General features: G+C 65.9%; 12 protein-coding genes. All 12 read right to left on the reverse strand.

The annotated features are described in order from the left end of the window. Positions 1 to 24 precede the first annotated feature (24 nt). Positions 25 to 1,776, reverse strand: a complete 1,752-nt coding sequence (locus ACP7C5_RS01570; RefSeq protein ID WP_426262947.1) for a DUF885 domain-containing protein — start codon at positions 1,774 to 1,776, stop codon at positions 25 to 27. Between the two features lie 142 nt (positions 1,777 to 1,918). Further along, positions 1,919 to 4,297: a polyribonucleotide nucleotidyltransferase gene (gene pnp, locus ACP7C5_RS01575; protein WP_426262948.1), complete on the reverse strand. Its 2,379-nt coding sequence runs from the start codon at positions 4,295 to 4,297 to the stop codon at positions 1,919 to 1,921. 173 nt (positions 4,298 to 4,470) lie between these two features. After that, complete coding sequence (rpsO, locus tag ACP7C5_RS01580) at positions 4,471 to 4,740, reverse strand: 30S ribosomal protein S15 (protein WP_010183700.1); 270 nt, start codon at positions 4,738 to 4,740, stop codon at positions 4,471 to 4,473. A gap of 20 nt (positions 4,741 to 4,760) precedes the next feature. After that, positions 4,761 to 5,753: a tRNA pseudouridine(55) synthase TruB gene (truB, locus tag ACP7C5_RS01585; RefSeq protein ID WP_426262949.1), complete on the reverse strand. Its 993-nt coding sequence runs from the start codon at positions 5,751 to 5,753 to the stop codon at positions 4,761 to 4,763. A gap of 5 nt (positions 5,754 to 5,758) precedes the next feature. Continuing rightward, on the reverse strand, positions 5,759 to 6,460 hold the full coding sequence (locus ACP7C5_RS01590; RefSeq protein ID WP_426262950.1) for a site-2 protease family protein: 702 nt from the start codon (positions 6,458 to 6,460) through the stop codon (positions 5,759 to 5,761). Positions 6,461 to 6,475: 15 nt separating this feature from the next. Next, complete coding sequence (locus ACP7C5_RS01595; protein WP_426262951.1) at positions 6,476 to 7,054, reverse strand: thymidine kinase; 579 nt, start codon at positions 7,052 to 7,054, stop codon at positions 6,476 to 6,478. A gap of 380 nt (positions 7,055 to 7,434) precedes the next feature. Further along, entirely contained in the window at positions 7,435 to 7,836 is a 402-nt protein-coding gene (gene rbfA, locus ACP7C5_RS01600) for a 30S ribosome-binding factor RbfA (RefSeq protein ID WP_426262952.1), read from the reverse strand. Between the two features lie 155 nt (positions 7,837 to 7,991). Next, positions 7,992 to 10,796, reverse strand: a complete 2,805-nt coding sequence (infB, locus tag ACP7C5_RS01605) for a translation initiation factor IF-2 (RefSeq protein ID WP_426262953.1) — start codon at positions 10,794 to 10,796, stop codon at positions 7,992 to 7,994. Beyond that, positions 10,793 to 11,506 (reverse strand): DUF448 domain-containing protein, encoded by a 714-nt coding sequence (locus ACP7C5_RS01610; protein ID WP_426262954.1) that lies wholly within the window; start codon positions 11,504 to 11,506, stop codon positions 10,793 to 10,795. The genes infB and ACP7C5_RS01610 overlap by 4 nt, the downstream gene beginning before the upstream one ends. A gap of 187 nt (positions 11,507 to 11,693) precedes the next feature. Next, complete coding sequence (locus ACP7C5_RS01615) at positions 11,694 to 11,930, reverse strand: tautomerase family protein (RefSeq protein WP_426262955.1); 237 nt, start codon at positions 11,928 to 11,930, stop codon at positions 11,694 to 11,696. Next, positions 11,930 to 13,561 (reverse strand): transcription termination factor NusA, encoded by a 1,632-nt coding sequence (nusA, locus tag ACP7C5_RS01620; protein WP_189675528.1) that lies wholly within the window; start codon positions 13,559 to 13,561, stop codon positions 11,930 to 11,932. The genes ACP7C5_RS01615 and nusA overlap by 1 nt, the downstream gene beginning before the upstream one ends. Further along, entirely contained in the window at positions 13,561 to 14,139 is a 579-nt protein-coding gene (rimP, locus tag ACP7C5_RS01625) for a ribosome maturation protein RimP (protein ID WP_426262956.1), read from the reverse strand. The genes nusA and rimP overlap by 1 nt, the downstream gene beginning before the upstream one ends. Positions 14,140 to 14,307: the final 168 nt, after the last annotated feature.

Raw genomic sequence — 14,307 nt, forward strand, 5'->3', positions numbered from 1 at the left:
GCTTTGTGTGACAGCCGTGCGGCGTCAGGCGGCGCGTTGCTCGCGCGCGATCCAGGCGTCGATCTGCGTGTCGAGCAAGTCGAGCGGCACCGCGCCATGTTCGAGCACGGCGTCGTGGAAGCGGCGCACGTCGAACTTCGCGCCGAGCTTGGTCTCGGCGCGCTTGCGCAGCGCGAGGATCTTCAATTCACCGAGCTTGTACGCCAGCGCCTGGCCCGGATTGGTAATGTAGCGATTGACCTCGGCCTCGATATTGGCGTCGGTCAGCGCGGTGTTGGCCTTCATGAAGGCGAGGGCCTGGTCCTTGGTCCACCCTTGCGCGTGCAGCCCGGTATCGACCACCAGCCGGCACGCGCGCCACATTTCGTACGACAGCCGCCCCATGTCCTTTTCGGGCGTGTCGTAAATACCGAGCTCGATCCCGAGATGCTCCGAATAGAGCCCCCAGCCTTCGACGAAGGCGGTGAAATTGGTGTCGTATTTGCGGAAGTCGGGCAGGCTCATTTCCTGCTGCAGCGCGATCTGGTTGTGATGCCCCGGCACCGCCTCATGGCTCACCAGTGCGGGCAGCTCATAGAGTGGGCGCTGGTCGAGCTTCGATGTGTTGACGTAGAACGTTCCCGAAATCCCGACCTTGGGCGACCCCGGCATGTAGTAGGCGGTCGGGCTGCTCGGCGCGGTTTCGGCCGGGATCGCGCGCACGCCGTAGGGCAGGCGCGGCAGCGTGCCGAACAGCTTGGGCATGTTGCCGTCGTTCGCCTTGGCCTGCAGCGCGGCGGCGCTCATCAGCTCGGTCTCGCTCTTGGCGTAATATTTCGGGTTGGTGCGCAGTTCCTGGATGAACGCCTCGCGGCTGGCAAAACCGGCCTTCTTGGCGAGCGCTTCCATCGCGGTCTTGATCCGCTTGACCTCCGACAGCCCGATATCGTGGATCTGCGCCGGCGTCAGATCGGTGGTGGTCTGCTGGCGTACCTGGAAAGCGTAGTATTTCGCGCCCTCGGGGAGCGCCGCGGCGCCGACGCTGACGCGGCATTTGGGGAGATAGGCGGTGCGATAATAGTCGGCGATCTTGCGATATTCGGGATTGATCGTGTCGGTGATCAGCACGCGCGCGCGGCTCTGCCAGTCGGCCCATTCGGTGTCGCTCATCCCCGCCGGGCGGTTGCCCTTGAACGGCGCGTAGAAGCGCGAGTCCTCGGGCTTGGCGGTGATCACGCCGGAGATCGTCGTCTCGAACCCGACGAGCGCGGCGCACGGTTGGACATAGCCGCCGGCGACGGCTTGCCGCGTGATCTCGAGTTGCTGCGCATTGGCACCGGGGAATTGCGCAAGCCGGATGAGGTAGCTCTTGAAATCGGCGCGCGTGCGAACCGGCACCGTGTCGGCGAGCCCGGCAAAGCTCTGATACCAGCTGCCGAGCGTGGTGAAGGTGATCATCCGCTCGCCGAAACCGTTCGCCTCGATCTGCTCGGACAGGATGCGGCGCAGGATCGCCTTGTTGGTGCGGTCCTCGTCGGTCAGCTTGGCCGCCGGGATCGCATCGAGCCGCTTGATGAACAGCGCCGCCTGCGCCGCCTGGCGGTCGAGCTCGGCCAGGCTGAAATCGCCGAGCCGATCGTCATAGGCGTGGACGCCGAGCGAGGTCGCATAGACCGGGTTCGATTTGAGGAACCACGCCCAGTGATCGGCGATGACGCGGTGGAGATCGTCGGCGGGTGCGGCAACCGCGGGCGCGGCGACGGTGGCGAGCAAGGCTGCGAGAACGAAACGACGCATGGAATCCCCCTTATGATGGGGCAAGCCTAGGCGAAGTTTCGGCAACCGATAAGAGCCGGTTTCTACGCAGTTCGAGCGCGCACGAAAAAGGGGCCCGGATCGCTCCGAGCCCCTCTCTCACCCTAGCCTTGCGGCCAGGGGGTTAGTCGCGATCGCCGGTCAGGAACGCCGGGGCGAACTCGGGCGCAGGGCCGTCCTCGTTGCCGCCAGCGGCGCGCTCGGGGCGTGCACCGCCGCCATCGCGGCGCGGACCACGGCCACCGTCGCCGTCACGACGCGGGCCACGGCCTTCGCCGCCGCCACCGCCGCCGCGCGGACCACGATCGCCGCCGCCCGGGCCACGGCCACCGTCGCCATCACGACGCGGCGGACGCGGACCGCGGTCGCCGCCTTCGCGCGGCTCGCGCGCTGGGCGCGTGTCTTCGAGCTCGGCACCGGTCTCCTGGTCGACGACGCGCATCGACAGGCGAACCTTGCCGCGCGGGTCGATCTCGAGGACCTTGACCTTCACTTCTTGACCCTCGGAAAGAACATCCGAGACCTTCTCGACGCGCTCGTTCTTGATTTCTGAGACATGGACGAGACCGTCCTTGCCACCCATGAAGTTCACGAACGCACCGAAGTCCACCAGGTTGACGACCTTGCCGTCATAGACCTTGCCGACTTCCGCTTCCTCGACGATGCCCTTGATCCACTTGATCGCGGCGTCGATCTGCGCGGTGTCGGACGACGACACCTTGATCACGCCCTCGTCGTCGATGTCGACCTTGGCGCCGGTCGTCGCGACGATCTCGCGAATGACCTTGCCGCCCGTGCCGATGACGTCACGGATCTTGGTCTTGTCGATCGTGAAGGTCTCGATGCGCGGTGCGTGCGCCGAGAGTTCCTCACGGGTGTGGTCGAGCGCCTTGGCCATTTCGCCGAGGATGTGCGCGCGGCCTTCCTTTGCCTGGGCCAAAGCGACACGCATGATCTCTTCGGTGATGCCCGCGATCTTGATGTCCATCTGCATCGTGGTGATGCCGGCCTCGGTCCCTGCGACCTTGAAGTCCATGTCGCCGAGGTGATCCTCGTCGCCGAGGATGTCCGAGAGAACCGCAAAGTCCTTGCCCTCGAGGATCAGGCCCATCGCGATGCCCGAGACCGGGCGCTTGAGCGGCACGCCGGCGTCCATCATCGACAGCGAACCGCCGCAGACCGTCGCCATCGAAGACGAGCCGTTCGACTCGGTGATGTCCGACAGGACGCGGATCGTGTACGGGAACTCTTCCTTCGACGGCAGCACCGGGTGCAGCGCGCGCCAGGCGAGCTTGCCGTGGCCGACTTCACGACGGCCCGGCGCACCGAAGCGACCGACTTCACCGACCGAGTAGGGCGGGAAGTTGTAGTGCAGCATGAAGTTCTCGTACGACAGGCCGGTCAGGCCGTCGATCATCTGCTCGGCGTCCTTGGTGCCGAGCGTGGTGGTGCAGATCGACTGCGTCTCGCCACGCGTGAACAGGGCAGACCCATGCGCGCGCGGCAGGAAGTGCACCATCGCCTCGATCGGACGGATCTGCGTGGTGGTACGACCGTCGATGCGCGTGCCGTCCTTGAGGATCGCCCCGCGGACGATCTCGCCCTCGAGCTTCTTGACGAGCTTGCCGGCAGCCATCTGGTCCTGCGGCGCGGCGTCGGCAAAGGCTTCGCGAGCCTTGGCGCGGACTTCGTACAGCAGGTGCGAACGCTGGCCCTTGTCGGTCACCTTGTAGGCAGCGGCAATGTCCTTGCCGACGAGCTTGCGCAGCTTGTCCTTGGCGGCGGTGAGATCGGCCTGGGCGGCCATTTCCCACGGATCCTTGGCAGCCTGCTCGGCAAGATCGATGATCAGGTTCGCCGCTTCGCGGCACGCCTTGTGCGCGAACTGGACGGCGCCGAGCATGACCTCTTCCGAAAGCTCCTTGGCTTCGGATTCGACCATCATCACGGCGGCGCCGGTTGCGGCGACGACGAGGTCGAGCTCGCCCGACTTGGTCTGCTCGACGGTCGGGTTGAGGATGTATTCGCCATCGATATAGCCGACGCGCGCTGCGCCGATCGGACCCATGAAGGGCACGCCCGAGATGGTGAGGGCAGCCGATGCGGCGACCATCGCAAGCACGTCGGGCTCGTTCTCGCCGTCATACGACAGGACCTGGCAGATCACGTTGATCTCGTTGTAGAACCCTTCGGGGAACAACGGGCGGATCGGGCGGTCGATCAGGCGGCTGGTCAGCGTTTCCTTTTCGGTCGCGCCGCGCTCACGCTTGAAGAAGCCACCGGGGATGCGGCCGGCAGCCGAATACTTTTCCTGATAGTGGACGGTCAGCGGAAAGAAGTCCTGGCCTTCCTTCACCGACTTGGCGGCGGTCACGGCGCAAAGCACCACGGTCTCGCCGAGCGTCGCCATCACGGCGCCGTCTGCCTGGCGCGCGACGCGGCCGGTTTCGAGCGTCAGCGTCTTGCCACCCCATTGGGTGGTCACGGTCTTGGTATCGAACATATCGTTTCCTTCAACACCACTGGCCGGATGCCAGTGGGGCCTATGTGCGGACTAGCCGGTCCGCGCGGTTCGGAGCCTTTCGTGGCTCCCGGCCAAACCGCCGAATTGCGGAATGGCGAAAGGGGTTGGATGTAGAAACGGCGCCCGAGGGCGCCGTTCCGTGAGGTCCTGAGTTACTTGCGCAACCCGAGCTTCGCGATGAGGGCGGTATACCGCGCCCCGTCCTTGTGGCGGAGATAGTCGAGCAGCGTGCGCCGCTTGTTGACCATCATCAGCAGCCCGCGGCGCGAATGGTTGTCCTTCTTGTGGCCCTTGAAGTGTTCGGTCAGGTTGCGGATGCGCTCGGTGAGGATCGCGACCTGTACTTCGGGGCTGCCGGTGTCGCCTTCGACGCGGCCATGTTCCTTGACGAGCGCGTCCTTGCGCTCTGCAGTGATCGTCATGCTTCTTCCTTCGACATCATTCAGAGATTGAAACCGCGAACGACGCGAACCTCGCGGTTCTCGACTTCCACCAGAGCGACGGGAATTTCTTCCGATGTCGCGAAGTAGGAGCCGTCGTCGGCGGCGATCCCGATCAACACCCGCCCCTGACGGAGCAGCCCTGCCTGATCGGGGGAGAGGGAGAGAGCCGGGATGTCGTCCAGCCCCGCCCTCAATGGCAGGAGTTTGTCTTCAAGGGCGCGCGCCTGCCCGAGTTCGGCCAGTTTGTCCAGCGATATCGCGTTTTCGAGGGTGAAGGGGCCGGCCTTGGTGCGGCGCAGCATGGTGACGTGGCCGACGGTTCCGAGCGCGATCGCGATGTCGCGCGCGAGGCTGCGGATATAGGTGCCCTTCGAGACGTGGGCAGTGAGGGTGATGTGGTCAAGAAGAAGGCCCTCATCCCGACCTTCTCCCGCGAAGGCGGGAGAAGGAGAGGGAGCGGAAAGCGATCTCCCGCCTTCGCGGGAGAGGGTTGGGTGAGGGCCTTCTTCTCGAACGCAGACGAGCGAATGGATCGTCACAGACCGGCTCGCCAGCACCACCGCCTCGCCAGCGCGCGCAAGATCATAGGCGCGCTCGCCATCCACCTTCAGCGCGGAATAGATCGGCGGCACCTGTTCGATCGGCCCGGTGAAGCGCGGCAAAACAGCCTCGACCTTCGCCAGCGTCGGCCGCACCGCGCTCTCGGCGATCACCTTGCCCTCGAGATCGAGCGTGTCGGTCTCCGCTCCGAAAGTCACGGTAAAGTCGTACACCTTGTCGCTGTCGAGCATCCGCCCGGCGAGCTTGGTCGCCTCGCCGAGCGCGATCGGCAGCACGCCGGTGGCAAGCGGATCGAGCGTCCCGCCATGCCCGACCTTGATGCCGCGCTTGCTCACATCATGGCCCGAGGCGCGCAGAGCGCGCTTTACCGCCGCGACGGCCTGCGTGGAACCAAGCCCGATCGGCTTGTCGAGGATCAGCCAGCCGTGCATGCCGCTCACAACCCGTCGAGCTGTGCGATACCGGCGAAGAAGTCGAAGACGGCGTTGGCGATCGGCCCGATGACACGGCGGATGATGTCGAACTGCGGGCTGATCATCGGCAGCACGAACAGCAGGATCAGCAGTAGTGGCAGACCGAACCGTGCGAGCTTGGCATATTGGATCGCGGCGGGGCGGGGCAGAAGGCCCTGCACGACGTGCCCGCCATCGAACGGCGGCAGCGGGATCAAATTGAACACACCCAGGAAAACGTTGATTTGCAGGAAGCTGTAGAGCGAATCGAAAACGAAGCCGATCGCCGTATGCGGCGCGCCCTCGGGGGGAACGCGCGCGAAACCAACGAACGCCGCCAGCCCCAGCGCGGTCAGCGTCGCCAGCACGAAGTTGGTCGCAGGGCCTGCCAGCGCGACCAGCACCATGTCGCGTCGCGGGTTGCGCATCTGCGACGCAACCACCGGCACGGGTTTGGCCCAGCCGAAGATCGGCGCATGCGCGATCGCCAGGATCATCGGCAGCACGACCGTCCCGATCGGATCGACATGTTTGATCGGGTTGAGCGTCAGGCGCCCCATCCGCTCGGCGGTATGATCGCCGAAGATCCGCGCGACATAGCCGTGCGCCACCTCGTGGAACACGATCGCGATCACAAGCGGGATGAGCCACACCGCGATGGTGTAGGGCAGGTCGGGGTTGGTCATCGGGGTCCGTTCGGGTCAGGCGGCGGAAAGCGCTTCGCTGAAATGGCGACGACACAGCGCAATGTACAGATCGTTGCCGCCAATCTCAGTCTGCGCCCCCGCCGCGACCGCGCGGCCGGTGGGATCGACGCGCAGGTTCATCGTTGCCTTACGCCCGCACGCGCAGACCGATTTGATCTCGATCAGCGAGTCGGCGATCGCCAGCAGTCGTGCCGAACCCTCGAACAAGGCGCCGAGGAAGTCGGTGCGCAGCCCGTAGGCGAGCACGGGAATGCCGTGGAAGTCCGCAAGGGTAGCAAGGTGATCGACCTGGGTGGCGGTGAGGAATTGCGCTTCGTCGACCAGCACGCAGGCGGGCGGAGCCTCGCCCTCGCGCGTCACGACCGCGATGAGATCGGTGTCGCGATCGAACGCGATCGCATCGGCGGCCAAGCCGATCCGCGAGGTGATCGTCCCCGCGGCAAAACGATCGTCGACGCCTGCGGTGAGCAGCACCGTGCGCATCCCGCGCTCGCGATAGTTGAAATCGGCCTGCAGCAGGTTGGTCGATTTGCCCGCGTTCATCGACGCATAGTAGAAATAGAGCTTGGCCATCAGGACAAGAAGCGGGAAGATCGACGGATGTCCAGTGTCATTCCTGCCAGTTTTTACCCTGTCGGGGTCGTTGGAGACCGGTACCAGGGTGTCTATAGTTGCGGCGCTTGGTTCGCTGTCGCGTGCGCCGATCGGTTAGTTGACGGCGTGATGCGCGCGGCTTGGGTCATAGAGAAGGGCCCGGGGCGCGATGACGTGACCGCCAGTTTGTTTTGGACGCATCCGCCAGCTTGGATCGCATCGGGTGCGACACCGGATCTGGCTGTTACAAAGCTGCTCGGTCAAGCGGCGGATATCGACAAACCGTGGAGCCCGCCGCCATTTGAAGGCGATCCCTACAATAGGAACCACCTATGCGGCGGCTGAGCGCGCCATCGCTATTAGCTTTCTGTAGGGTTCTCTAAATCCCGAGCCACCTTGGGATCGCGGAGCAATGTGTCGATGTGGCTGCCTTCGTCGAAGCTGTCGTCCGCGAGGAACTTGAGCTTGGCGGCATATTTCATGTGGACGCGCGCCGCGACCTCGCGCTGGAGGTAGGCGGTGTTGGTGCGCAACGCCTTCAACACGGCTTCCTCGTCGCGGCCGAGCAGCGGCTTCATGAACACGGTCGCATGGCGCAGGTCGGGCGACATGCGGACTTCGGTGATCGTCACGGAATGCTTGGCGAGCGTCTCGTCATGCACGTCGCCGCGCGCGAGGATGTCGCTCAACGTGTGGCGCATCTGCTCGCCGACGCGGAGCAGGCGGACGTTGCGGGATTCGGCGGTTTCGTTGGGGCGCATGGCTAAAGCCTAAAGCCCTCGCCCGCCTTGGCGGGAGAGGGTTGGGTGAGGGTCTTCTTCGTCGAGGCGTGACGAGCAGGAGGAAGAAGAAAACCCTCACCCTCCCGCTGCGCAGGCCCCTACCTCTCCCGCGAAAGCGGGAGAGGGGAACACGATTACAGTGTGCGTTCGCGCAGTTCGACTTCGAACGTTTCGAGGAAGTCGCCCGGCTTGATGTCGACGAAGTTCGACGTGAAGGTCACGCCGCACTCCAGACCCGCCCGCACTTCGGCCACATCGTCCTTGAAGCGGCGCAGCGAGGCGATCTCGCCCTGGTAGATGATGACATCCGCCCGGGTGATACGCGCCTTGAGCGCCTTGCGGATGTTGCCCTCGGTAACGAGCAGACCCGCTGCCTTGCCGTGCTTGCCCGCCGAGAAGACCTCGCGGATTTCGGCGCGGCCGACGACCGTTTCGAACGCTTCCGGCCCGAGCTCGCCCGCCATGCCGGCGCGGATCTCGTCGGTGAGGTCGTAGATCACGTCGTAGTACTTGAACGCAACCTTGTGACGCTCGGCGATCTCACGCGCCTTGGCGTTCGGACGAACGTTGAAGCCGATGATCGGCGCGCCCGATGCACCCGCCAGCGTAACGTCGCTCTCGGTGATACCACCGACGCCCGAATGCAGCACGCGCGCCTTGATGAGATCGGTCGAGATCTTGTTGATCGCCCCGACGATCGCCTCGACCGACCCTTGCGTGTCGGCCTTGACCACCAGCGGATATTCGATCGCCTGCTTTTCCTTGAGAGCCGAGAACATCGACTCGAGGCTCGCCGGACCACCGCCAGTGCGCTTCGAAGTAATGACGCTCTGACGGTACTCTGCAACCTCCCTCGCACGCGCTTCGTTCTCGACCACCGACAGCGGATCGCCCGCACGCGGGACACCCGAGAGACCGAGGACCTCGACCGGCATCGACGGGCCGGCTTCCTTGATGTGCTGGCCCTTGTCGTTGGTCATCGCGCGGACCTTGCCGCTCTCGGCGCCGACGACGAAGATGTCGCCGACCTTGAGCGTGCCGCGGTTGACGAGCACCGTCGCGACGGGACCACGGCCCTTGTCGAGCTTGGCTTCGATCACGGTGCCTTCGGCCGCGCGGTTCGGGTTGGCCTTCAGTTCGAGCAGTTCGGCCTGGAGCTGGATCTTCTCGATCAGCTCGTCGAGCCCGGTCTTCTTGAGCGCCGAGACTTCGACGTCCTGGACGTCGCCCGACATTTCCTCGACCACGACTTCATACTGCAGCAGCGCCTCGCGGACCTTCTGCGGATTGGCGTCGTGCTTGTCGACCTTGTTGATCGCGACGATCATCGGGACGCCAGCGGCCTTGGTGTGGTTGATCGCCTCGACCGTCTGCGGCTTGATCGCGTCGTCGGCTGCGACAACGAGCACGACGATGTCGGTCACGTTGGCGCCGCGCTGGCGCATTTCGGTGAAGGCTTCGTGGCCCGGCGTGTCGAGGAAGGTGACCTTCGACTTGTCCTTCAGCGTGACCTGATAGGCGCCGATATGCTGGGTGATGCCACCGGCCTCACCGCGCACGACGTCGGTGCCGCGCAAAGCGTCGAGCAGCGAGGTCTTGCCGTGATCGACATGGCCCATGATCGTGACCACCGGCGGACGCGGCAGCAGCGTGTCCTCGGGATCGGCATCGGTCTCGATCGCGATGTCGATGTCCGAATCGCTGACGCGGACGATGTTGTGGCCGAATTCGGTCACCAGCAGCTCGGCCGTATCCTGGTCGATCGTCTGCGTCATCGTGACGGGCGAGCCCATCTTGAACAGCATCTTGACGAGGTCGGCGCCCTTCTCGGCCATGCGGTTGGCGAGTTCCTGGACGGTGATCGCTTCGGGCACGACGACGTCGCGGACTTGCTTGGCCTGCACTTCGCGCGGGCCACCCATGCGGCGATGTTCCTTTTCGCGCGCACGCTTGAGCGCGGCGAGCGAACGGGCGCGGGCGCCGTCGCCGCCGTCGAGCGCACGGTTGACGGTCAGCTTGCCGCCGCGACGCTCGTCGCCCTTGCGGTCACGCTGGCCGGGACGCGCGGGTTCGTTCGGCGCAACCGGCGCGGCAACGCCGATGGCGGGACGCTTGGCGGCACCGGCAGCACCTGCAGCCGGCGTGGCGGCAGCAGGCGCTGGCTCGGGCGCCGGGGCAGGCGGTGCCGGACGCGGACGCTCGGGACGCGGCACTGGCGTGAACAGGCGCGGTGCCGGCATCGACGGATCGCGCTCGAGGCTCAGCGGACGCAGCGCCGGGGCGGGCGGTGCGGCTGGCGCGGGAGCAGGGGCCGGCGCAGCAGCGACGGGCGCAGGCGCAGCCGGAGCAGCGACCGGGGCAGCCGCCGCAGGGGCGGGCGCGGGTGCGGCTTCGACGGCCGGGGCTGATGCGGCGACGGGCTCAGCAGCTTCGGCAACCGGGGCCGCGACAGGCTCGGGCGCCGGCTGCGGCACGGGGTCGGGCGCGGCGGCGCTGTCGGGGGCATCACCGGCACGGCGATTTTCCTCGGCGCGGCGGCGCTCTTCGGCTTGCGCCTCGATCCGCAGACGTTCCTCGCGGCGACGCGTTTCCTCGAGCGCGTTCATCCGCGCTTCGTCGGCTTCGCGCAGCAGCTTGGCCTGGAGCTCCTGGCGCGAGAGCAGCGAATTGCCGGGCGAGACGGGCGGCGGCGGCGGCGGGGTCGGCGCGACCGGACGCGGCGCGGCGACGGGCGCCGGTGCCGGAGCGGCCTGCTCGACGGGTGCCGCGACCGGCGCGCCGCCGGGCCCGAGCACGCGACGGCGCTTCACTTCGACCTGGACGGTGTTCTGCCGTCCATGGCTGAAGCTCTGCTTGACCTGGCCGGTCTCGATCGTGCGCTTCAGCCCGAGCGGCTGACGCATTCCGAGTTTCGGCTTTTCGTTGTCGGTATCGCTCACTCAAATTCCTCGCATGTGTCGTCGTCAGCCGCAGCAGGGATGCCACTTCCCGCCGGGTTGGATATGTGCGCCGATGCGCCTTGCGACGGTGTTTCGCAAGCCACGAGGGCGGATTCGGGGCCGATGAAATGCAGCCAGCGGTTGAGCGTTTCGCCCACCCGCTTTGCAGCATCGCGTTCTGTCAGGCCGATATGTACCACATTCTGCCGACCTAGCGCCACGGCCAATATGGTGCGTGACACCGGCAGTGCCAACCCCCGCAAAGCGCTGCCTTCTTCATCGTTGCCGATTCGCCACGCCTGGTCGAGCTTGCGGTTGCCGTCGGTGCCTGCGTCGGACGCGTGGAGCAGCATGGTGAGCTTGCCCGAGCGTGCCGCGGTCTCGATCTTGTCCGAGCCGGTGAGCAGATGGCCAGTGCGGGCCTCGAGGCCGAGTCGGTCGAGCACGGCGCGTTCGAGCGCGGTCGCGATCATCTGCGGCAGGTCGTCGGGGATCATCACCGGGCCGGTCTTGAACGCGCGGGCAAACGCGCCCTTGAGCTTGCCCTTGGCGATCGCGGTTTCGAGCTCTGCGCGCGTCACGCCGATCCAGGCACCGCGGCCGGGGGCCTTGGCGCGCACGTCGGGGAGGACGTGGCCGTCCGGCGACAGCGCGAGTCGCACCAGCGCTTCGCGCGGCGCGCGTTCGCCGAGCAGGATGCAACGTCGCACCGCTTCCTCCCCCTCCCGCTTGCGAGTTTCAGGTGAACGATGCCCCGCATCGTTCAGGTCAGGCTGGAAGCCTGACCGACCTGAAACTGGGTTAGGGGAGGGGCTGTCAGCAGGGGACGCGCCCTCGTCAGGCCCTCCCCCAGCCCCTCCCGCAAGCGGGAGGGGAGTTTCGGTAGCGCCTAGCGTGTCATTGCGAGGATTCCGCATGAGCGTCCTCCTGCGGCTTGGGGGTGGGCGCATCACGGTCAGCAAGCAGAATCCCGCCCGCGCCGTAATTCTCGAGGCGCACTTCTTCGATCACGATCTGCACCGCAGCCGGGTCCTTGCCCAGCCGCTCGACGAGCGACCGGGTGACATCGGCGACGATTGCGGACTTCTGGTCCTTGGTCGCGCTGCCCGAAATGCGGATGCTGACGAACGGCATCAGGCTTCGCTCTCCTCCGAGGCAGTCGCTGCCGCTGCCGGCTCTTCGTCGAACCAGTGCGCACGCGCGGCCATGATGATCTCGTTGCCCTGCGCTTCGCTCAGGCCATACTCACCGAGCACACCGCCCTTGTCCTCGGGGCGCTTGTTGGCGTCGGCGCCCTCGGCGCGGCGGCGCTGTTCCTGGCGCTTCTTCTGGATCAGCTCGTCGGTCGCGAGATCTGCGAGGTCGTCGAGCGTCTTGATCCCGGCCTTGCCGAGCGTGACGAGCATCGCCTCGTTGAGATGCGGCAGCTCGGCAAGCGCGTCCTCGACGCCCATCGCGCGGCGTTCCTCGCGGTTCGCACCTTCGCGACGCTCGAGCGCCTCGGCCGCGCGGCTCTGCAGCTCGGCGGCGAGATCGTCGTCGAAGCCTTCGATCGAGGCGATTTCCTCGACCTCGACATAGGCGACTTCCTCGAGCGCGCCGAAGCCCTCGGCGACGAGCAGCTGCGCGAGCGTCTCGTCGACGTCCAATTCGGTCTGGAACATCTCGGTGCGCTCGGCGAATTCCTTCTGGCGCTTCTCGGACGCATCCTGCTCGGTCAGGATGTCGATCGCCTTGCCGGTGAGCTGCGACGCCAAACGCACGTTCTGGCCACGACGGCCGATCGCGAGCGACAGCTGGTCGTCCGGAACGACGACTTCGATGCGATCCTCTTCCTCGTCGATCACGACGCGGCTGACCGAGGCCGGCTGCAGCGCGTTGACGACGAAGGTCGCGGTGTCGGGCGACCACGGAATGATGTCGATCTTCTCGCCCTGCATTTCCTGGACGACCGCCTGAACGCGGCTGCCCTTCATACCGACGCACGCGCCGACCGGATCGATCGACGAATCATGGCTGATCACGCCGATCTTCGCGCGCGAACCCGGGTCGCGGGCAGCGGCCTTGATCTCGATGATGCCGTCGTAGATTTCGGGCACTTCCTGCGCGAACAGCTTCTTCATGAAGTCGGGGTGCGCGCGGCTGAGGAAGATCTGGGGCCCGCGGTTTTCGCGGCGGACGTTGAGGATCAGCGAGCGGATGCGGTCGTTGACGCGGACGACTTCGCGCGGGATCTGCTGGTCGCGACGGATCACGCCCTCGGCGCGGCCGAGATCGACGACGACATGGCCGAACTCGACGCGCTTGACGACGCCGGTGATGATCTCACCCATCCGGTCCTTGAACTCTTCATGCTGGCGCTCGCGCTCGGCGTCGCGGACCTTCTGGAAGATGACCTGCTTGGCGGCCTGCGCGGCGATGCGGCCGAATTCGATCGGGGGCAGCGGATCGACGATGTAATCGCCGACGACCGAGTCCTTCTGGAGCTTCTGCGCTTCCTTGAGGTTCACCTGCTTGAAGTAATCGTCGACCGCCTCGACCACTTCGACGACGCGCCACAAGCGGAGGTCACCGGTGTTGGGATCGAGCTTGGCGCGAATGTCGTTCTCGGCGCCGTAGCGCGCCTTGGCGGCGCGCTGGATCGCGTCTTCCATTGCCTCGATGACGATGCCCTTGTCGATCATCTTCTCAGTGGCGACGGCGTTCGCAATGGCGATCAGCTCGGCGCGGTTGGCGGTAACGCCTGAAGTTCCTGCGGTGGCCATCACTTGTGTCCTTCGTCTTCAATGCCCTCGGGCAGCGCTTCGTCTTCGATTTCTTCTTCTTCGACGCCCTCGATCGAAAGCGGCCGGGTGGCCGCGATCAGCGCGTCGGTCAGCACCAGCTTGGCGGTGCCGACCTGGTCGTACCCGATTTCCATCTCGCCATGCTTGGGGAGATAGATGGTGATGCGATCATCCTCGACGCCCTTGAGCAACCCGGTGAGCACCTTGCGGCCCTCGATCGGCGCCGCAAGCACGATGCGCGCCTCATGCCCCGTCCAATCGGCGAAGTCCTTGAGGCGCGTCAGCGGCCGGTCGATCCCGGGTGACGACACTTCGAGGCGATATTCGTCGGTGATCGGGTCGCGGCCCTCGGCCTCGAGCGTGTCGAGCACGTCGGAGATGCGGCGCGACAGTTCGGCGCAATCCTCGATCGTCAGCTGGCGCGTATCGGGGCGCTCGGCCATCACCTGCAGCGTGAGGTCGCCCTTGCCGCCGAACAGCTTCACGCGCACCAGATCGAAACCCAAAGCCGCAGCTTCGGGAGCAATCAGGGCGGTCAGATCGGGCGTTTCGGCCAATGGAAATCCTCGAGTCGGTTAGGCAAAGGGGCTCGGCGCCGGAACCGGGGGGCTCCAGCCTCTTCACCTGACGATGTAGAGAGTGATCGCGATATAGGCGCAAGCGCGGGGGCTGGCAAGCCGTTCTCGCGAGCGCGTCACCCCGGACCTGTTCCGGGGTCCACGGTG

Origin of the sequence: Sphingomonas sp. PWP1-2 (assembly GCF_049898305.1) — a bacterium.
Classification (GTDB): Bacteria; Pseudomonadota; Alphaproteobacteria; order Sphingomonadales; family Sphingomonadaceae; genus Sphingomonas; species Sphingomonas glacialis.

Excerpts from the sequence above, each read along its gene's own strand:
- ACP7C5_RS01570 (WP_426262947.1), bottom strand. The coding sequence starts at position 1,776 with ATGCGTCGTTTCGTTCTCGCAGCCTTGCTCGCCACCGTCGCCGCGCCC.
- pnp (WP_426262948.1), bottom strand. The coding sequence starts at position 4,297 with ATGTTCGATACCAAGACCGTGACCACCCAATGGGGTGGCAAGACGCTG.
- rpsO (WP_010183700.1), bottom strand. The coding sequence starts at position 4,740 with ATGACGATCACTGCAGAGCGCAAGGACGCGCTCGTCAAGGAACATGGC.
- truB (WP_426262949.1), bottom strand. The coding sequence starts at position 5,753 with ATGCACGGCTGGCTGATCCTCGACAAGCCGATCGGGCTTGGTTCCACG.
- ACP7C5_RS01590 (WP_426262950.1), bottom strand. The coding sequence starts at position 6,460 with ATGACCAACCCCGACCTGCCCTACACCATCGCGGTGTGGCTCATCCCG.
- ACP7C5_RS01595 (WP_426262951.1), bottom strand. The coding sequence starts at position 7,054 with ATGGCCAAGCTCTATTTCTACTATGCGTCGATGAACGCGGGCAAATCG.
- rbfA (WP_426262952.1), bottom strand. The coding sequence starts at position 7,836 with ATGCGCCCCAACGAAACCGCCGAATCCCGCAACGTCCGCCTGCTCCGC.
- ACP7C5_RS01615 (WP_426262955.1), bottom strand. The coding sequence starts at position 11,930 with ATGCCGTTCGTCAGCATCCGCATTTCGGGCAGCGCGACCAAGGACCAG.
- nusA (WP_189675528.1), bottom strand. The coding sequence starts at position 13,561 with ATGGCCACCGCAGGAACTTCAGGCGTTACCGCCAACCGCGCCGAGCTG.